15 protein-coding genes are annotated in these 19,210 nt (G+C 70.0%); 5 read left to right on the forward strand and 10 right to left on the reverse strand.

What is annotated here, in order from left to right:
- Positions 1-159 precede the first annotated feature (159 nt).
- Together OG254_RS16675 and OG254_RS16680 are read left to right on the forward strand one after the other, a co-directional pair.
- On the forward strand, positions 160-891 hold the full coding sequence (locus OG254_RS16675; protein WP_405582508.1) for an MBL fold metallo-hydrolase: 732 nt from the start codon (positions 160-162) through the stop codon (positions 889-891).
- Positions 892-922: 31 nt separating this feature from the next.
- Positions 923-1,726, forward strand: a complete 804-nt coding sequence (locus tag OG254_RS16680; RefSeq protein WP_405582511.1) for a DUF3097 domain-containing protein — start codon at positions 923-925, stop codon at positions 1,724-1,726.
- Here the strand turns inward: OG254_RS16680 and OG254_RS16685 are convergent.
- The 3 genes from OG254_RS16685 to OG254_RS16695 all read right to left on the reverse strand — a co-directional run bounded on the left by OG254_RS16685 (position 1,716) and on the right by OG254_RS16695 (position 5,602).
- Positions 1,716-2,288: a Uma2 family endonuclease gene (locus OG254_RS16685; protein WP_405582514.1), complete on the reverse strand. Its 573-nt coding sequence runs from the start codon at positions 2,286-2,288 to the stop codon at positions 1,716-1,718. The two genes, OG254_RS16680 and OG254_RS16685, sit on opposite strands and share 11 nt — an antisense overlap.
- 100 nt (positions 2,289-2,388) lie before the next feature.
- The gene (hemW, locus tag OG254_RS16690) at positions 2,389-3,621 is read right to left on the reverse strand and encodes a radical SAM family heme chaperone HemW (RefSeq protein WP_405582517.1); all 1,233 of its coding nucleotides are present in this window, start codon (positions 3,619-3,621) and stop codon (positions 2,389-2,391) included.
- Between the two features lie 43 nt (positions 3,622-3,664).
- Positions 3,665-5,602, reverse strand: coding sequence for a SpoIIE family protein phosphatase (locus tag OG254_RS16695; protein ID WP_405582520.1), 1,938 nt, complete (start codon positions 5,600-5,602; stop codon positions 3,665-3,667).
- Between the two features lie 101 nt (positions 5,603-5,703).
- Between OG254_RS16695 and OG254_RS16700 the strand changes: the two genes are divergently transcribed.
- Entirely contained in the window at positions 5,704-9,873 is a 4,170-nt protein-coding gene (locus OG254_RS16700; protein WP_405582523.1) for a HAMP domain-containing protein, read from the forward strand.
- Positions 9,874-9,885: 12 nt separating this feature from the next.
- Positions 9,886-10,446: a two-component system response regulator gene (locus OG254_RS16705; RefSeq protein ID WP_405582526.1), complete on the forward strand. Its 561-nt coding sequence runs from the start codon at positions 9,886-9,888 to the stop codon at positions 10,444-10,446.
- A 101-nt stretch (positions 10,447-10,547) separates the two neighbouring features.
- On the opposite strand, the gene OG254_RS16710 is transcribed toward OG254_RS16705, so the two are convergent.
- Both OG254_RS16710 and lepA read right to left on the reverse strand, forming a co-directional pair.
- Positions 10,548-12,422 carry an AMP-dependent synthetase/ligase gene (locus OG254_RS16710; RefSeq protein WP_405582529.1) on the reverse strand — a complete coding sequence of 625 codons (1,875 nt, stop codon included), beginning with the start codon at positions 12,420-12,422 and terminating at the stop codon, positions 10,548-10,550.
- Positions 12,423-12,663: 241 nt separating this feature from the next.
- Complete coding sequence (gene lepA, locus OG254_RS16715) at positions 12,664-14,532, reverse strand: translation elongation factor 4 (RefSeq protein WP_405582532.1); 1,869 nt, start codon at positions 14,530-14,532, stop codon at positions 12,664-12,666.
- A gap of 220 nt (positions 14,533-14,752) precedes the next feature.
- Here lepA and rpsT point away from each other — a divergent pair, with 220 nt between their 5' ends.
- Complete coding sequence (gene rpsT, locus OG254_RS16720; RefSeq protein ID WP_405582535.1) at positions 14,753-15,019, forward strand: 30S ribosomal protein S20; 267 nt, start codon at positions 14,753-14,755, stop codon at positions 15,017-15,019.
- A 179-nt stretch (positions 15,020-15,198) separates the two neighbouring features.
- Here rpsT and OG254_RS16725 read toward each other — a convergent pair whose 3' ends face one another.
- The 5 genes from OG254_RS16725 to OG254_RS16745 form a co-directional block, all read right to left on the reverse strand.
- Positions 15,199-15,597: a nuclear transport factor 2 family protein gene (locus OG254_RS16725; RefSeq protein WP_405582538.1), complete on the reverse strand. Its 399-nt coding sequence runs from the start codon at positions 15,595-15,597 to the stop codon at positions 15,199-15,201.
- 64 nt (positions 15,598-15,661) lie between these two features.
- Complete coding sequence (gene holA / locus OG254_RS16730) at positions 15,662-16,651, reverse strand: DNA polymerase III subunit delta (RefSeq protein WP_351191470.1); 990 nt, start codon at positions 16,649-16,651, stop codon at positions 15,662-15,664.
- 288 nt (positions 16,652-16,939) lie between these two features.
- Entirely contained in the window at positions 16,940-17,185 is a 246-nt protein-coding gene (locus OG254_RS16735; RefSeq protein WP_147999196.1) for a hypothetical protein, read from the reverse strand.
- A 40-nt stretch (positions 17,186-17,225) separates the two neighbouring features.
- Positions 17,226-18,107: a YceI family protein gene (locus OG254_RS16740; RefSeq protein ID WP_405582542.1), complete on the reverse strand. Its 882-nt coding sequence runs from the start codon at positions 18,105-18,107 to the stop codon at positions 17,226-17,228.
- Between the two features lie 259 nt (positions 18,108-18,366).
- Positions 18,367-19,206 (reverse strand): arylamine N-acetyltransferase, encoded by an 840-nt coding sequence (locus tag OG254_RS16745; protein WP_405582544.1) that lies wholly within the window; start codon positions 19,204-19,206, stop codon positions 18,367-18,369.
- Positions 19,207-19,210 lie beyond the last annotated feature (4 nt).

A 19,210-nucleotide genomic window follows, 5' to 3' on the forward strand; every position in this document is an offset into this window, starting at 1 on the left:
ACACCTCCAGAAAGTCGTGCCGCTTGGCGTCTTTCCTGGCACTCTGTCCGTCCGAGTGCCAGCCGTCCCCGGCCAAGTGTACGGCGGTGGGGTACGCCCCGGGCAAGGCCGGGCCAGGTCCTTCGTGCTTGGCGATGGTGTCTTGGCTAGCGTCGCCGTATGACGGTGACTTGGGAAGAGCTGGGGTGGGAGCGGCTGGCGGCCGGGGTGGGCCGGTGCCGGCTTCCGGTGTGGGACTGCACGGCGGGGCTGGTCGTGGGGGACGGCACCGCACTGATCGTCGACGCCGGGTCAAGCCTCGCGGAGGGCGTGCGGTTGCGTACGCAGGCGCAGTGGCTCGCGGGTCACCGTGTGACTCATCTCGCGCTGACGCATCCCCACTTCGACCACGTCTTCGGGGCGGCGGCGTTCGCGGGCGCCGAGGTCTACGGCCCTGTTGGCATGGAGACGGTGCTCGACGGGCGCCACGCGCGCGAGGAGCTGCGCGCCGACGCGGTCGGCAACGGCCTGGACCCGGCCGCGGCGGAGGAGGCGGTGGACGCGCTGATCCGCCCGCACCACCATGTCAGCGGCGAGTGGACGCTCGACCTGGGCGGCGGCCGCCAGGTCCTGCTGGCGAACGTGGGGCCCGCGCACACCGCCCACGACCTGGTGGTGCTCGTGCCGGGCGAGCGGGAGGTGGTGTTCTGCGGCGATCTGGTGGAGCAGTCCGGCGAGCCGCAGGCGGGGCCCGACGCCGTACCGTCGCACTGGCCGGCCGCCCTTGACCGCCTGCTGGAGCTGGGCGGCGAGGACGCGCTGTACGTGCCCGGTCACGGAGCGGTGGTGGACTCGGTGTTCGTACGGCGTCAGCGAGACGAGCTCGCATCCAGATTCGGCGTGTCGCAGTGACCGTGGGGGCGCTTCTCCTATCGTCATCCGAATGCGCCAGTACTCCCCGGACCTGACCCCGCCCTGGAAGAAGCCCAAGCCCGTCCCCGAGGTCCCGGCGGAGCCCGGCCTGGTGGTCGAGGAGCCCGGCACGGGGTTCTGCGGCGCGGTGATCCGCTGCGAGGCGGGCACGGTCACCCTGGAGGACCGCTTCGGCAAGCACCGGGTGTTTCCGCTGGAGCCGCGCGGGTTCCTGCTGGAGGGCAAGGTGGTGACCCTGGTCCGGCCGTCGTCCGCCGCTCCTGCGCGCCCCACCCGTACGGCATCCGGTTCGGTCGCCGTCCCCGGCGCACGCGCGCGCGTGGCCCGCGCCGGCCGTATCTACGTCGAGGGCCGGCACGACGCCGAGCTGGTCGAGAAGGTGTGGGGCGACGACCTGCGCATCGAGGGCGTGGTGGTGGAGTACCTGGAGGGCGTCGACGACCTGCCGTCGATCGTGGCCGAATTCGCACCCGGCCCGGACGCACGGCTGGGAGTCCTGGTGGACCACCTTGTACCCGGCACGAAGGAGTGGCGTATCGCGGAGTCGGTGACGAGCGGGCACGCGCTGGTCGTGGGCCACCCGTACATCGACATCTGGGAGGCGGTGAAGCCGTCAGCCCTGGGAATCGCGGGGTGGCCACGGGTGCCGCACGGCCAGGACTGGAAGACGGGGGTGTGCCGGGCGCTGGGGTGGCCTTCGGAGAACACCGGGGCGGTGTGGCAGGCGATTCTGCAGCGGGTGGGGTCTTACAAGGACCTGGAGCCGCAGCTGCTGGGGCGGGTGGAGGAGCTGATCGACTTCGTCACGGCCTAGCACCGAGCGGTGGCAATGTGCCGAACCTGCTCGTGTCCAGATCGATGCCCACCCATGGCAGCGGCACCGAATCACCGAACTTACGGGTCCGCTCCGACTGGTAGTCGGCCGAAAGTCCGCTGCCGACCGGCTCCGACAGCACCAGACACTTGGCTTCGAAGGGGTCGATGATCAGGTATACGGGGATTCCACCGGCCGCGTAGAGCGACCGCTTCTCCACGTAGTCACGGTGGACGCTGGTCTTGGAGACGACCTCCACCAACATGGTCACGGCGCCTGCGAGTACGAGCCGCCCGGGGCCGTCATCGGCACCGACCTCCAGGACGACCAGGTCCGGTTGTGGCTCGCTGTACTCACCGGGAAAGGCCACGTCCTGCGTCTGCAGCCGGTCCCATCCGCCCGGCGGGATCTGATCCTGCACTGCCTGCACGATGCGGTTGTGGACCTTGTCGGGTCCGGCCATCATCACGATTTCCCCCCGGATGAGTTCAGCCTTGAAGCCCTCGGGAACTTCGAGGTTCTCGAATGCCTCATGCACCCGGCGATCATCCACAGTGGTCATCTCCGTGGCCCTCCACATCCGCCGCGTACGGTCGGCGGCAGCCTACGAACCAGGTTAGGGACCGAACCGACGTTCCGCACCGATTCACTCGCCCGAGTGATCAGTCCACCAAGTCCCTGACCACCGCATCCGCCAGCAACCGCCCCCGAAGCGTCAGCACCGCACGCCCCTCCTCATACGGACCGGCCTGCAGGAGCCCCTCCGAGAGTGCCCGGCGGGAGGCTGCGAGCCCTTCCTCGCGCAGCAGCTCCAGCGGTGCCCCCTCCCGGAGCCGCAGCTCCAGGAGGATCCGCTCGACCCTTCTGTCCTCCTCCGACAGGAGCTCGCGGCCGGCTCCCGGAGACCGCCCCGCCGCCAGCGCCGCCGCATACGCGCCCGGGTGCTTCACGTTCCACCAGCGCACCCCGCCGACGTGCGAGTGGGCTCCGGGGCCCGCGCCCCACCAGTCGGCGCCCCGCCAGTACAGCTCGTTGTGCAGGCAGCGCCCCGCCTCCGAGGTCGCCCAGTTCGACACCTCGTACCACTCGAAGCCCGCCTCCGAGAGCACCGACTCGGCGATCAGGTACCGGTCCGCGTGTGCGTCGTCGTCCGTCATCGGGACCTCGCCCCGGCGGATCCGGCGGGCCAGCTGCGTGCCCTCCTCGACGATCAGCGCGTAGGCCGAGATGTGGTCCGGCCCGGCGCCCAGCGCGGCCTCCAGCGAGGCCCGCCAGTCGTCGTCCGATTCGCCCGGGGTGCCGTAGATCAGGTCGAGGTTGACGTGCTCGAAACCGGCCGCGCGAGCCTCCGCAACGCAACGCTCGGGTCGGCCCGGCGTGTGCGTGCGGTCCAGCACCCGCAGCACATGCTGCTTCGCGCTCTGCATGCCGAAGGAGATCCGGTTGAAGCCGCCCTCGCGCAGGGTGGCCAGATACGCCGGGTCCACCGACTCCGGGTTCGCCTCCGTCGTGATCTCCGCGTCCGGCGCCAGCCCGAACTCGTCGCGGACGGCCCCCAGCATCCGTACGAGATCGCCGGCGGCCAGCAGCGTGGGCGTACCGCCGCCGACGAAGACCGTGCGGACCTCGCGCGGGTCGTCGCCGAGGACCTTGCGGGCCAGGCGGACCTCGTCGACGAGGGTCTCGGCGTAGTTGTCGCGGGAGGCGAGCACTCCGCCCGTGCCGCGCAGCTCGGTCGCGGTGTAGGTGTTGAAGTCGCAGTAGCCGCAGCGGGTCGCGCAGTACGGGACGTGCAGATAGAAGCCGAGGGGACGGTCGGCGGTCCCGGTGAGCGCGGACGCGGGGAGCGCGCCGTCGTCGGGAACGGGCTCGCCGTCGGGGAGTGCGGAGGGCATGGGTTCCATTGTCCCGTACCGCGCGGGTGTCCCTCCCCGCGCGTCACTCGGCCTGCAGCACCAGCAGCGCCAGGTCGTCCTCCGGCGGACGCCCGCCGAACTCGTGCACCAGCCTGCGGATCCGTTCCGCGATCAGCTGGGCGTTCAGGCCCGCGCACCCGGCGAGCGCCGTCGCGAGGCCGTCGCCGTCGTCGAACTGGCGCGAGCCGCTGCGCCGCTCCGTCACCCCGTCGGTGACGCACAGCAGGGTGTCGCCGGAGCGCAGCTCGAAGGTCTCGCTGGTGTACGTCGCGTCCTCGACGACCCCGAGGAGGGTCTGCGGCTGCGCGACGGTGTGGACCTCGCCGTCCTCGCCGAGGAGGAGCGGCAGCGGGTGGCCGGCCGAGGCGAGGGTGCAGCGGACGCCGCCCTCGAAGGGGGTGAGTTCGCCGTAGAGGAGGGAGAGGAAGCGGGTCTGCGGGCCGTCGCCGGGGGCGACCGGGCCGACGAGGGCGCGGGCGGCGGCGTCGGCGGCCTCGGTGGCGTCGTCGAGGAGGAGCTGGTTGAGGCGGTCCAGGACGTCGGAGACGCGGTAGCCCTCGCGGGCCAGGAGCCGCAGCCAGGGCCGCGCGATGCCGATCACCACGGCCGCCTCGGGACCCTTGCCCTGGACGTCGCCGATGGCGAAGCACCAGCGGCCGTCGCGGGCCGGGAAGAGGTCGTAGAAGTCGCCGCTCGGACCGCCCTTGTCGCACGGCTCGTAGACGAGGGCGCTGGCCACCCCCGGGATCTCCGCGACGGCGCCGGGCAGCAGCCCGCGCTGCAGGACCCGGCTGATGGTGGCCTGCCGCGCGTACTGGCGGGCCGCGCCGATCGCGAGGGCGACCCGGCGGCTGAGATCCTCCACCAGTCCGGTGACCTCGTCGGGGAAGCGCACGAGGTCGGCCCGCCCGATGACCAGCGTGCCCAGCGGATGGCCGCCGGCGATCAGCCGGTACGCGAGCGCCGTACCGTGCGCCTGGCGTGCGCCGAGCGCCTCGCCGGGCCAGGGATAGGGGACGGGCCCGGTGCGGTGGTTGTCGGGCGGCAGCGGCGGCTCCTTCTCCAGGGCCCGGCGGAGTTCCTCGATGAGGTTCTCGGAGCCGTGCCAGACCCGGGCGAGCCGGGGCCCGGTCCCGGCGATGCCTTCCACCGCCCAGCCGCCGCCGCTGTCCGCCTCGCCGGAGCGGGCGTACCCCCAGCGCCCGGCGACCTCGTCCTCCAGCCACACCGCGCACCAGTCCGCCAGCCGCGGCACGATCAGCTGGCCGGCGAGCGCGGCGACCAGGTTCTCGTCGAGCTGCCCGGCGAGCAGGTCGGAGGCCTCGGCGAGGAAGGACAGGGCGCCCCGGTTGAGCCAGTCCCGCTCCCGCTCGGCGCGCTGGGGCTCCGGAGCGAGGATCTCGGCGACCCGCAGCCCGCGCTCAAGGGCGCGGTCCTCGGCGTACGCCTCGCTGTCGTCCTTGGCCGGCACGGGGTCCTCGGCGGGCAGCCGCGCCCACACGGTCTTGGAGCCGGTGCGGTAGGTGACGCCCCAGGACTCCGCGAGCCGGGACACCAGCCGCAGCCCGCGCCCGTACTCCGGCGTCTCGTACGGCGCCTCCAGCTCCCCGTCGCGCGGGGCCCGCGAGGGGTGGTGGTCCAGGACCTCGACGAGGAGGGCGCCGTCGTCCTCCAGCCGGCAGGAGAGCTCGACCTCGGTGCCGGCGTGCACGACGGCGTTGGTGACGAGCTCGCTGACGGCCACGACGGCGTCGTCGAGGAGCCGCTCGCTGAGGTTCTCGGTGCCGGGGAGTCCGGACGTGGCCCACTCGGTGACGGCGGCGCGCACGAGGGTGCGGGCGGAGCCCGGGGAGAGGGGGCTGCCGGGCAGGACGGTGCGGGTCTGCGCGCCCCCGCTCTCCGGCGCAGGCGCATCACAGGCACGGGTGACGGTCTCCCGTTGCACCGGAATGGCCCCCATGTACAGCTCCCCGAGCGGTTCGGACGAATAGCCTCAGTCGACGCCGACAGAGTGACAGACTGGCCACGCCCATAAGCACCGAGTTACCGAAGTGGGCCGCCATGAGTGAGAACCGTGCTACGCGTGTGCTCGAAGACGGACAGAAAGACGGTCAAATTCGAGCATCGGATCTGCGCCCGCTGCTCGCCGCGATGACCGCGGCCCGGGACGGGGACTTCCGCCGGCTCCCGGAGACCGATGAAGGAGTGGTGGCCGAACTGACGGCGGTCTTCAACCAGATCATGGACCGCAGTACGCACTTCAACGGGGAAGTGCAGCGCGTCAAAAGGGAGTTGGTCCGGCACGGCAGGCTCGACGAGCGACTCTCGGCGAGCCCGGGCCAGGGCGACTGGACGACCCGCGTCAATGACGTCAACCATCTGCTGGACGCCCTGGTGGCCCCCGCGGCGAACGCGACGCGGGTGCTGGACGCGGTGGCCGGCGGCGACCTCACCCAGCGGGTGGATCTGCATGACGGCAGCCGCCAGTTACGCGGCGACCTGCGGCGCTTGGGCCGTGCCGTGAACAAGATGGTCGACCAGCTCTCCCTGTTCACCGGCGAGGTCACCCGCGTGGCCCGCGAGGTCGGCACCGAGGGCCGGCTCGGCGGACGGGCCAAGGTGACGGGCCTGTCGGGCAGTTGGCGGGATGTGACCGAGGCGGTCAACGCGATGGCGTCCCGGCTGACGGCCCAGGTGCGCGACATCGCGGCGGTGACGACGGCCGTGGCCCGCGGCGACCTGACCCGCACGGTCACCGTCGAGGCGACCGGCGAGCTGCTCGAACTGAAGCTGACCGTGAACACGATGGTGGACCAGCTCTCCGCCTTCGCCGACGAGGTGACGAGGGTCGCCCGCGAGGTCGGCACCGAGGGGCAGCTGGGCGGGCGGGCCCAGGTCCGTGGCGTCTCCGGCGTCTGGAAGGACCTCACCGACAACGTCAACTTCATGGCGTCGAACCTGACTTCGCAGGTCCGCAACATCGCCCAGGTGACCACCGCGGTGGCCAACGGCGACCTGAGCCAGAAGATCACCGTCGACGCCCAGGGCGAGATCCTGGAGCTGAAGTCCACGATCAACACGATGGTGGACCAGCTCTCCGCCTTCGCCGACGAGGTCACCCGCGTCGCCCGCGAGGTCGGCACCGAGGGCAACCTCGGCGGCCGGGCCCAGGTCCGCGGCGTCTCCGGCGTCTGGAAAGACCTCACCGACAACGTCAACTTCATGGCGGACAACCTCACTTCACAGGTCCGCAACATCGCCCTCGTCTCCACCGCCGTCGCCCAGGGCGACCTCGGCAAGAAGATCACCGTCGAGGCGAAGGGCGAGATCCTGGAGCTGAAGTCGACCATCAACACGATGGTGGACCAGCTCTCCGCCTTCGCCGACGAGGTCACCCGCGTCGCCCGCGAGGTCGGCACCGAAGGAAACCTCGGCGGCCAGGCCCAGGTCCGCGGCGTCTCCGGCGTCTGGAAAGACCTCACCGACAACGTCAACTTCATGGCGCTGAACCTGACTTCGCAGGTCCGCAACATCGCCCAGGTGACCACGGCGGTGGCCAACGGCGACCTGTCGAAGAAGATCACCGTCGACGCCCGCGGCGAGATCCTCGAACTCAAGGACACCGTCAACACGATGGTCCAGCAGCTGCGCGCCTTCGCCGACGAGGTGACGCGTGTGGCCCGCGAGGTCGGCACCGACGGGCGGCTCGGCGGGCGCGCCCAGGTGCTGGGCGTCTCCGGGGTCTGGCGGGACCTGACCGACAACGTCAACTACATGGCGGACAACCTCACTTCGCAGGTCCGCAACATCGCCCAGGTCGCCACCGCCGTCGCCCAGGGCGACCTGTCCAAGAAGATCGACGTGGACGCGCGCGGCGAGATCCTGGAGCTGAAGACCACCATCAACACGATGGTCGACACCCTGTCCTCCTTCTCCTCCGAGGTCACGCGCGTGGCCCGCGAGGTCGGCAGTGAAGGCCAACTCGGCGGCCAGGCAAGGGTCGAGGGCGTCTACGGCACCTGGAAGCGCCTGACGACCAACGTGAACGAGCTCGCGCTGAACCTCACCACCCAGGTCCGCGCCATCGCCGAGGTCGCCTCCGCCGTGGCCCAGGGCGACATGTCCCGCTCGATCACCGTGGAGACGCAGGGCGAGGTCACCGAGCTGAAGGACAACATCAACCTGATGGTGGCCAACCTCCGCGAGACGACCCGCGCCAAGGACTGGCTGGAGTCCAACCTCGCCCGCCTCGCCGCGCTGATGCAGGGCCACCGCGACCTGATGGAGGTCGCCGACCTGCTGCTGCGCGAGCTGACACCGCTGGTGAACGCCCAGTACGGCGCGTTCTTCCTGGCCGACCCGGACGAGGACGGCGCGGCTCTGCGCACCACCGTTCCCACGAAGGGTCTGGCGTTCATCGCCGGATACGGCTCGGCGCAGGGCGCGACCGTGGACACGGGCGCCATGCCGGTGCACGGCCTGGTCCGGCAGGCGGCCCGCGAGAAGAAGCGGATCCTCGTCGAGGAGGCCCCGCCGGACTACATCAAGATCAACAGCGGGCTCGGCGAGGCGGCCCCCACCAGCGTCGTCATCATCCCGATCCTCTTCGAGGACAAGCTCCTCGGCGTGATCGAGCTGGCCTCCTTCTCCCGCTTCTCCGACGTGCACCTGGCGTTCTTCGACCAGTTCGTGAACACCATCGCTGTCGCGATCAACACGATCATCGCCAACTCCCGTACGGAGTCCCTGCTCGGCGAGTCCCAGCGCCTGGCCATGCAGCTCCAGGAACGCTCGGACGAACTCCAGAAGCAGCAGGCGGAGTTGCAGCGCTCCAACGCCGAACTGGAGGAGAAGGCGGCCCTGCTCGCGACCAGCTCCCAGTACAAGTCGGAGTTCCTGGCGAACATGTCGCATGAACTCCGCACCCCCCTGAACTCCCTGCTGATCCTGGCGAGGCTCCTCTCGGACAACCCGGACGGCCATCTCTCCGACCAGGAGGTCCAGTTCGCGACGACGATCCACCGCTCCGGCTCGGACCTGCTCCAGCTGATCAACGACATCCTGGACCTGTCGAAGATCGAGGCCGGCCGGATGGACGTACGCCCGAAGAAGCTGCCGCTCATCAAGCTGCTGGACTACGTCCACGCCACCTTCCGCCCGCTCACCCTGGACCGGGGACTCTCCTTCGAGGTGTCCGTCGGCGAGGACGTGCCGCGCGAGATGTACTCGGACGAGCAGCGCCTCCAGCAGATCCTGCGCAACCTGCTGTCCAACGCGATCAAGTTCACCGCGACGGGCCGGGTCGAGCTGCGGGTGGCCCGGCTGAAGGACCCCGAGCACCGCTATATCCGCGAGAGCGACGAGGTGATCGCCTTCGCTGTCTCCGACACGGGCATCGGCATCGCGCGGGAGAAGCTCCCGGTGATCTTCGAGGCGTTCCAGCAGGCCGACGGCACGACCAACCGCAAGTACGGCGGCACGGGACTCGGCCTGTCCATCAGCCGCGAGATCGCGGGCCTGCTGGGCGGCCGTATCGTCGCCGAGAGCGAACCGGGCAAGGGCTCCACGTTCACGCTGTACGTCCCGGTCGTCAGCCCCGGTCACTCGGCGACCGGCCCGGTGCCCGAGGACCGCCCGCTGCCGGTGCCGGAGCAGCTGTCGACCGAGCCCTACCACGCGATCCATGACACGGACGACTCATGGCCGACGCCGACCAAGCTGGAGGCGTGGCAGACCGGCCGGGCGGGCCAGGTCCTGCCGGGCCGGCGGGTGCTGATAGTGGACGACGACATCCGCAACGTCTTCGCGCTCACCCATGTCCTCGGCCGGGTCGGCATGCCGGTCCTGTACGCGGAGAACGGCCGCGAGGGCATCGAGACCTTGGAGCGCACGCCGGACGTCGAACTCGTCCTGATGGACATCATGATGCCGGAGATGGACGGATATGAGACGATCTCCGCCATCCGCCGCACCCCACGCTGGGCGCACCTGCCCATCGTCGCGCTGACCGCGAAGGCGATGCCCGGAGACCGGGAGAAGTCCATCGCGCGGGGCGCCAACGACTACGTACCGAAGCCGGTGGACGTGGATCAGCTCCTCACCGTCGTCTGCGACCTCCTGGACCCCGAGGCCACGCAGCCGGAGGGCCGTACCGCGAAACCGGACCACACCGCAGTACCGGGACCGGACCCTTCGCGAGAGGAAGAGGTCCCGCCGACCATCACCGAGTGAGGCCACTTCACCATGAGCGCTGAGGCAACGACCGACGAGCGTGCCGGCATCCTCCTAGTCGACGACATGGAGGACAACCTGATCGCGCTGGAGGCCGTCCTGGGGTCCCTCAACGAGCCGCTCGTCCGCGCGCGTTCGGGCGAGGAAGCCATGAAGGCGCTGCTGCGGCAGCGCTTCGCCCTGGTCCTGCTCGATGTCCGGATGCCGGGCATGGACGGCTTCGAGACCGCCACGAACATCAAGCGGCTCGACCAGACCAAGGACGTCCCGATCATCTTCCTGACCGGCGCGGAGGACGAGCCCGGCTACGCCTTCCGCGGCTATGCGACGGGCGCTGCGGACTACTTGACCAAGCCGTTCGACCCATGGGTGCTCCGCGCGAAGGTGTCGGTGTTCCTGGACCTGTACCGCAAGAACAGGCAGCTGGAGCACCTCCTGAGCCGCGAGCACGTCCACGGCAAGGAGCTGAGCACGCGGCTGGCGGCCCTGGAGGACCAGCTCTCCGACGACACGCCCCCGAATCTGACGGACCTGCGCGCAAGGGTCCACGAGATACGCCGGCTCATCGGCTAGGGGTTCGCGTCCCGACCTGAGAGGGGCGCGGGGCCGTATCGATCTGCGGCTCACGACGAACCGCAGCCGCCGACGGCCCCCGCCGCCCCTCCGGCCTTGCGCTACGCCTCCCGCGAACCCGCGTACATCTCCTCGATCAGACCCTTGTACTCGCGCTCCACAACCGGCCGCTTCAGCTTCAGGCTCGGCGTGATCTCCCCGTGCTCCACATCGAGATCCCGCGGCAGCAGCCGGAACTTCTTGATCGTCTGCCACTTCTGCAGCCCGGCGTTGAGCTGCTGCACATACCCGTCGACCATCTCGACGGTGACCGGGGCGGCGACGACCTCGGCGTACGACTTACCGCCGAGCCCGTTCTCCTCGGCCCAGGCCACGATCGCGACCTCGTCCAGCGCGATCAGGGCCGTGCAGAAGTTCCGGTCGGCCCCGTGCACCAGGATGTTGGACACGTACGGGCACACCGCCTTGAACTGTCCCTCGACCTCGGCCGGCGCGATGTACTTGCCGCCCGACGTCTTGATGAGGTCCTTCTTGCGGTCGGTGATGCGCAGGTAGCCGTCCGGGGACAGCTCGCCGATGTCGCCGGTGTGGAACCAGCCGTCGGCCTCCAGCACCTCGGCGGTCTTCTCCGGCAGCCCGTGGTAGCCCTCCATGATGCCGGGCCCGCGCAGCAGGATCTCGCCGTCGTCCGCGATGCGCACCTCCGTGCCGGGCAGCGGCTTGCCGACCGTGCCGGTGCGGTAGGCCTCACCCGGGTTCACGAAGGACGCGGCGGAGGACTCGGTGAGGCCGTAGCCCTCCAGGATGTGGATGCCGGCGCCGGCGAAGAAGTAGCCGATCTCCGGGGCGAGCGCGGCGCTGCCCGACACACAGGCGCGCAGGTTGCCGCCGAAGGCCTCGCGGATCTTGGCGTACACGAGCGTGTCGGCGACCTTGTGCTTGGCGGCGAGGCCGAAGGGCGCGGAGTGGGTGCCGGTGCGCCGGAAGTTGTCCTGGGTGACCTTGGCGTACTCGCGGGCGACCTCGGCGGCCCACTGGAAGATCTTGTACTTGGCGCCGCCGCCCGCGCGGGCCTTGGCGGCGACCCCGTTGTAGACCTTCTCGAAGATGCGCGGCACGGCGGCCATGTACGTCGGCTGCACGATCGGCAGATTCTCGATGATCTTGTCGACGCGGCCGTCGACGGCGGTGACGTGGCCGACCTCGATCTGGCCGGAGGTGAGCACCTTGCCGAAGACGTGGGCGAGCGGCAGCCACAGGTACTGCACGTCCTCCGCGCCGACCAGGCCGGTCGCGGCGATCGCCTTCGCCATGTACGACCAGTTGTCGTGCGGCAGCCGTACGCCCTTGGGGCGGCCGGTGGTGCCGGAGGTGTAGATCAGGGTGGCCAGCTGGTCCTTGGTGATCGCGCCGACCCGCTGCTTGATCAGCTCGGGGTCCTTCTCCAGCCGGGCCGCGCCGCGGGCCTCCAGCTCGGCGAGGCTGAGCACCCAGTCGTCCGTCTCGACACCGGCCGCGTCGATGACGACGACATGCGTGAGGTTCGGCAGCTCGGCGCGCTTCTCCCGTGCCTTGGCCAGCTGCGCCGCGTCCTCGGCGATCAGCACCCGGCTCTCGGAGTCGGAGAGGATGAACGCCGACTCCTCGGCGTTCGTCTGCGGATAGATGGTGGTCGTCGCGGCGCCGGCGCACATGATGCCCAGGTCGGCGAGGATCCACTCGAGCCGGGTCGAGGACGCGAGGGCGATGCGCTGCTCGGACTGGACGCCCAGTTCGATGAGGCCGGCCGCGATGGCGTGGACCCGCTCGGCGGCCTGCGCCCAGCTCAGTGACTTCCACTGGTCGGGGCCCTGCCCCGCGGCGGCCGGGATCGGATAGCGGTACGCCTCGGCGTCCGGCGTGGCGGTCACGCGCTCCAGGAAGAGGGTCGCCACGCTCGGCGGACGGTTCTCGATCAGTGTCTGTGTGTCGCTCACGACATCCTCCGGGGGCCCGCGACTGTGCGGCTGACGTGCGGCTGGTTCCACTCGCGTTGTTTAACTCGCGAGTAACTATCGAGCAGGGATCAGGGTAAAGGCCGACGGCCACCTGCGTAAGAGCCTGCGCCCTGTCACTTCCTCCAGACAGTCACGCCGCGCGCGCAAAGGGGCCCGTCGCGCTTTCGTACGACGGACCCCTGTTGCGGCGATTTGCCGGGCCACCCGGTGTTACCTGCGGTTACTTCTTGGCCTTGCCCGACCCCGCGCTGTCATCGCTGCTCAGTACGGCGATGAAGGCCTCCTGTGGAACCTCCACGGAACCCACCATCTTCATCCGCTTCTTGCCTTCCTTCTGCTTCTCCAGCAGCTTGCGCTTACGGGAGATGTCGCCGCCGTAGCACTTGGCGAGGACGTCCTTGCGGATGGCGCGGATGGTCTCGCGGGCGATCACCCGGGAGCCGATGGCGGCCTGGATCGGCACCTCGAAGGCCTGCCGCGGGATCAGCTCCCGCAGCTTGGCGACGAGCCGCACACCGTACGCGTACGCCGCGTCCTTGTGCGTGATCGCCGAGAAGGCGTCCACCTTGTCGCCGTGCAGCAGGATGTCGACCTTGACCAGGCTGGAGGTCTGCTCGCCGGTGGGCTCGTAGTCCAGCGAGGCGTACCCGCGCGTCTTCGACTTCAGCTGGTCGAAGAAGTCGAAGACGATCTCCGCGAGCGGCAGGGTGTAGCGGATCTCGACCCGGTCCTCGGACAGGTAGTCCATGCCGAGGAGGGTGCCGCGCCGGGTCTGGCACAGCTCCATGATCGAACCGATGAACTCGCTCGGCGCGAGGATCGTGGCGCGTACGACCGGCTCGTACACGTCGTTGATCTTGCCCTCGGGGAACTCGCTGGGGTTGGTGACCGTGTGCTCGGCCCCGTCCTCCATGATCACGCGGTAGACCACGTTGGGCGCGGTGGCGATCAGGTCGAGCCCGAACTCGCGCTCCAGGCGCTCCCTGACCACGTCGAGGTGCAGCAGGCCCAGGAAGCCGACGCGGAAGCCGAAGCCGAGGGCGGCGGAGGTCTCCGGCTCGTAGACGAGCGCGGCGTCGTTGAGCTGGAGCTTGTCGAGGGCCTCACGCAGCTCCGGGTAGTCGGAGCCGTCCAGCGGATACAGACCCGAGAAGACCATCGGCTTCGGGTCCTTGTATCCCCCGAGGGCCTCGGTCGCGCCCTTGTGCAGGCTGGTGATGGTGTCACCGACCTTGGACTGGCGGACGTCCTTCACACCGGTGATGAGGTAACCCACCTCGCCGACGCCGAGGCCGTCGGCGCCGAGCATCTCGGGCGAGTTCGTCCCGATCTCCAGCAGCTCGTGCGTGGCACCGGTGGACATCATCCGGATGCGCTCGCGCTTGTTGAGCTGGCCGTCGATGACACGGACGTACGTCACGACGCCGCGGTAGGAGTCGTAGACCGAGTCGAAGATCATGGCGCGCGCGGGGGCGTCCTTGACGCCGACCGGCGCGGGGACCTCTGCGACGACCTTGTCGAGCAGGGCATCGACGCCCAGGCCCGTCTTGGCGGAGACCCTGAGCACGTCGCTCGGGTCGCAGCCGACCAGGTTGGCCAGCTCCTCCGCGAACTTCTCGGGCTGCGCGGCCGGCAGGTCGATCTTGTTCAGTACGGGGATGATCGTGAGGTCGTTCTCCATCGCCAGGTAGAGGTTGGCGAGGGTCTGGGCCTCGATGCCCTGGGCTGCGTCGACGAGGAGGACGGTGCCCTCACATGCGGCGAGCGACCGCGAGACCTCGTAGGTGAAGTCGACGTGCCCCGGGGTGTCGATCATGTTGAGGATGTGCGTGTTGCCGGGTTCGTGGGTGGGAGCCCACGGCAGCCGCACCGCCTGGGACTTGATCGTGATGCCGCGCTCGCGCTCGATGTCCATCCGGTCGAGGTACTGAGCACGCATCTGCCGCTGCTCGACCACACCGGTCAGCTGGAGCATCCGGTCGGCGAGCGTGGACTTGCCGTGGTCGATGTGCGCGATGATGCAGAAATTGCGGATCAGAGCCGGGTCGGTACGGCTCGGCTCGGGCACATTGTTAGGGGTCGCGGGCACGCAGGGTCCTGTCTCTTGAGGCGCCTTATGCCTCGGGTCGGATCGATACGTAGGTTCCATGGTCCCATGGGCGGCGGCCTGGGACCGGTTTGGGCCATTCTCCGGCCCACTGGTAGCCTGGGTGGCTGTGTCTCATGTCCTCTCAGCGCGAGGCACTCTCCAGAAAATCACCGGTACGGGTCGCTTGCGGCCCCGTGCCAGAACCTGAAAAGGCTCATCAGTGGCGAACATCAAGTCCCAGATCAAGCGGATCAAGACCAACGAGAAGGCCCGGCTGCGCAACAAGGCCGTCAAGTCCTCCCTGAAGACCGCGATCCGCAAGGCCCGTGAGGCAGCTGCCGCGGGTGACGTCGAGAAGGCCACCGAGTACCAGCGCGACGCCGCGCGGGCGCTCGACAAGGCCGTCTCCAAGGGCGTCATCCACAAGAACCAGGCCGCCAACAAGAAGTCGGCGCTTGCTTCGAAGGTCGCCTCCCTCAAGGGCTGACACTTGATTTGATCGCCGGGAGGAATCGAGCGGGCCCTCTCTCTTCCGCTCCCGTCCGGCACCCGAGCCTGTACGCGGCCTGCGTTCGCCACGCGGGTACGGGCTCAGCAGCTTGAACCGAAGGCCCCGGCACCTCGCCCTTCCCCAGGGCGGGCGCCGGGGCCTTCGGTATGGCTGCGTCACGACCAGAAGTCGTTGTTCCTGTCGATGTCCGCGACGCACTCGTCGAGATCGGTGATCTTGTCACCGACGATCCGGAAGACGATGCCGCCGTTTTCGTCGATGTGCTTGCCGCCCCGGTCCGCGGTGAAGTGGTGCACGGTCATGGCATGCCCGCGGCCGTCCACGAATACGTTGCGCAGCTCGACCCGGAACGTCCCGCCCGTCTCCGAGAAGAGCTTGCCGTAGTACCCCTCGAAGATCGAGTCGACCCCTTTGAAGTGCCCCGAGAGCGGGTGGGAGCCCGGCACGTGGTGGGTGCAGTCCCCGGTCATCATGCCGCGCAGGGTGTCCATGTCTCCGCGCTGGAAGGCTTCGTAGCCCCTGCGGACGAGAGCAGCGTGCGGGTGTTCAGCCATGACGGTCGCCACCTTTCCCATTTCCGGCGATACGGCTGATACGCCCGATTCTCCTCCCCAGCCGCTAGCCCTGTCCTCTGGACCGAGCAACTCGCGCGATCGTCACGACGGCCTTCTCCAAGGCGTACTCGGGGTCGTCCCCGCCACCCTTCACCCCGGCGTCGGCCTCGGCGACCGCCCGCAGCGCGACCGCGACCGCATCGGGGGTCCATCCCCGCATCTGCTGGCGGACGCGGTCGATCTTCCAGGGCGGCATGCCCAGCTCGCGCGCGAGATCGGCGGGGCGGCCGCCGCGCGCGGAGGACAGCTTGCCGATGGCCCGCACGCCCTGGGCGAGCGCACTGGTGATCAGCACGGGCGCCACACCGGTCGCCAGCGACCACCTCAGCGCCTCCAGCGCCTCCGCGGCCCGCCCCTCGACGGCCCGGTCGGCGACGGTGAAGCTCGACGCCTCCGCGCGGCCGGTGTAGTACCGCCCCACGACGGCCTCGTCGATGGTCCCCTCGACATCGGCGACCAGCTGGCTCACCGCGGACGCCAGCTCCCGCAGATCACTCCCGATGGAGTCGACCAGGGCCTGGCAGGCCTCGGGCGTCGCGGAGCGCCCGGTCGCCCGGAACTCGCCTCTGACGAACGCCAGCCGGTCCGCCGGCTTGGTCATCTTCGGGCAGTCCACCTCCCGCGCCCCCGCCTTGCGGGCGGCGTCGAGCAGCTTCTTGCCCTTGACCCCGCCGGCGTGCACCAGCACGAGCGTGATCTCCTCGGCGGGCGACGCGAGATACGCCGTCACGTCCTTGACGGTGTCGGCCGACAGGTCCTGCGCGCCCCGCACGACCACGACCTTGCGCTCCGCGAAGAGCGAGGGACTGGTCAACTCGGCCAGCGTGCCCGGCTGCAACTGGTCCGAGGTCAGCTCCCGCACATCCGTGTCCGCGTCGGCGGCCCGGGCGGCGACCACCACCTCCCGCACAGCACGGTCGAGCAACAGCTCCTCCTGACCCACGGCGAGGGTCACGGGGGCGAGGGGGTCGTCGTTCGCACTCTTCTTGGCCATCGCGACAAGCATGGCACGGGCCACTGACAACCCCCGCCGACGCCGGACGCCGTGGGGGCTATGCCCTGTCGTTTGGATCAGCCCGGCTGCGAGGATCGGTTCCTCCCGGCCGACCCGAGCGGGGCGATGGGGGTGCCCCCGCGCGAGCCGAGCGAAGCCGGTTCGCGCGTGGGGGAGTCGGCGACCGACGACAACGCCGCTGGGGTCCCCCTGCTCGAAGAGCTTGGGGGAGTGCGTGCCAGGGCCCGCGACGCCGCGATGATCCAAACGACAGGGCCTAGGGCTGGCCTAGGGCTCCTCCCGCCAGCCGTCCCACTCTCCCGCGAACTCGTCCAGCGCCCCCGGATCGAGCCGCCGCGCCTCGTCCCGCAGCACGACGAGCCACTGCGCGTCCTCGGCATCGTCCTCACCTGCCAGGGCGTCCCGCACCAGGCGCGGCTCCTCGTCGATCCCGAACCGCTCCCCCAGCGCCTCGGCGGCCTCCTGCGCCGCGTCACGGTCGGGCAGCACCAGCACATGTCTCACATCGCTCACGGAGCCATTCTCGGGCACTCGGCGAGAGGCGAACTCCGGTTCAGCCCTTCCGCACGAGCTGCACGTCCAGATCGATCCGGATGCTCGGCCCCACCACCGCGATCCCCCGCGCCAGCATCGTCTGCCAGCTCACGGTGAAGTCGTCCCGATGCAGCTCGGTCGTGGCCCGACAGGCCGCCCGCACCTCGCCCTCCATGCCGTTGCCGAGCCCGAGGTACTCCGTGTCGAGCGCGACCGTCCGCGTCACCCCGTGCAGCGACAGCGCGCCGGTTACGGACCACCGGGTGCCGCCTTTGTGCACGAACCGCTCGCTGTAGAACTCCAGCGTCGGAAAGGCCGCCACGTCCAGGAAGTCCGCCGACCGCAGATGGTCGTCCCGCATCCGCACGCCCGTGTCGATGGATGCCGCGTCGATCACCACATGCATCGCCGACCGCTCGACGGGGTCGGTGATCCGCACCACCCCCGCGAACGAGTTGAACCGCCCGTGGATCCGGGCCAGCCCGATGTGCCGCGCGGTGAACCCGATCGAGGTGTGCGCCGGCTCGATCTCCCAGTCGCCCGGCGCCGGCAGCTCCGGCAGCTGGGCGACCTGGAGGGTCACGTCACCGAGCGAGACAAGGGTGTTCTCCCCGACCGTGGTGGTGGTCCGGTACGGCGTGTACCCCTCAGCCTGCACCGCGAGCCGGTACTCGCCCGCCGGCAGGGTGGTCACGAACGACCCGAAGGGGTCCATTCCCCCGCTGACCACCGTCCGCCCCATGGCGTCGCTCACCGCGAACTCGGCGTGCCGCACGGGCTCGTTGACCGGATCGAGCACCCGGCAGCTCAGCACCCCCGCGCTCGGCGGAGTCTCCAGTGCCGCCAGTGGACTCGTCCGTTGTTCCCGGTTCGTTCGGCTTCCCCGCCCGCGACCGATCATCCTCGCCACCCCTGTACGACTCGACATCACCGGTTGCCGAAGGGGCATTCGACCACCAGTGAGTTTTTCGGGGCAACACGGGATCACATCGTGGGAAACCGGCACATGTGCTGGTTCTACGCGCTGGTAGCCGCAGCGGACACGGGGCCTGGGTCCCCGTGGCGGCAGCGGGCGGGCCTGGGTCGCCTGGGTCGCCCTAGCGGCAGCGGGCGCGACCTCGGTCCCTGCCCGGCGCGGTCCGCGCGCGGCTGCCGCCGCCTCAGCCGCCGAGCTCGGGCCCCCGCACCGTCGGCACCCGGTCCAGCTCGATCCCGAACCGCTCCCGGTACACCTTCAGCACCTCCTCGTCCGTGCCCAACTCCTGCTCCTCACGTGTCCCGTCCTCGGCCGTCGTCTTGAACGTGCGGCCGCTCAGCGTGATCCGTCCCCCTTCCTCCGTCACCCGCGAGCACACCAGCGACTGCGTGAAGTGCGACAGCGGCGAGGTGCTGTGCCACCACGCCCCGGCCACGAAGTCGCCGAGCGCCCGCGGCCGCCGCTCCAGCCGGTACTGCGGTCTGCCGTCCATGACGACGTCCAGGTCCGCCGCCTCCGCCGAGTCGTGCCCGCCCCGCACCCCGGCCGCGTCCGGCCCGGCCTCGACGATCCGGAACACACCCGCCGGGTCCACCTGCTCACCCCGCGCCTCGAACGCCAGCGGATAGTGGCTGTGCGCCCCGAAGCCGACGTCCGCCAGCCACGCGCCGCCGTCGACCGTCCCCACCTTCAGCGTCATGTGGTCGTAGGGGATCCCGAGCCGCCCCTCCTTCCCGTGGACGCGCGCCGCGAGCAGCGTCACGTCGAAGCCCAGCGCGCCGAGCAACGCCCCGAACGACCCGTTCAGTTCGTAACAGAACCCGCCCCGCCGCGCGCCCACCACCTTGTCCAGCAGCCGCTTCTCCTCCAGCACGATCTCCTCGCCGAGGTGGACCGACAGGTTCTCGAAGGGCACGGTCTGCAGATGGCGCAGTTGCAGCTCGCGGAGCACGTCCACGGTGGGCCACGCCGGGTGCTCGACTCCCAGTCGCCGGAGATAGGCATCAACCTCTACGGAATCCATGACC

The sequence above is a fragment of the Streptomyces sp. NBC_01092 genome (assembly GCF_045039535.1).
In the GTDB taxonomy this organism is placed as follows: Bacteria; Actinomycetota; Actinomycetes; order Streptomycetales; family Streptomycetaceae; genus Streptomyces.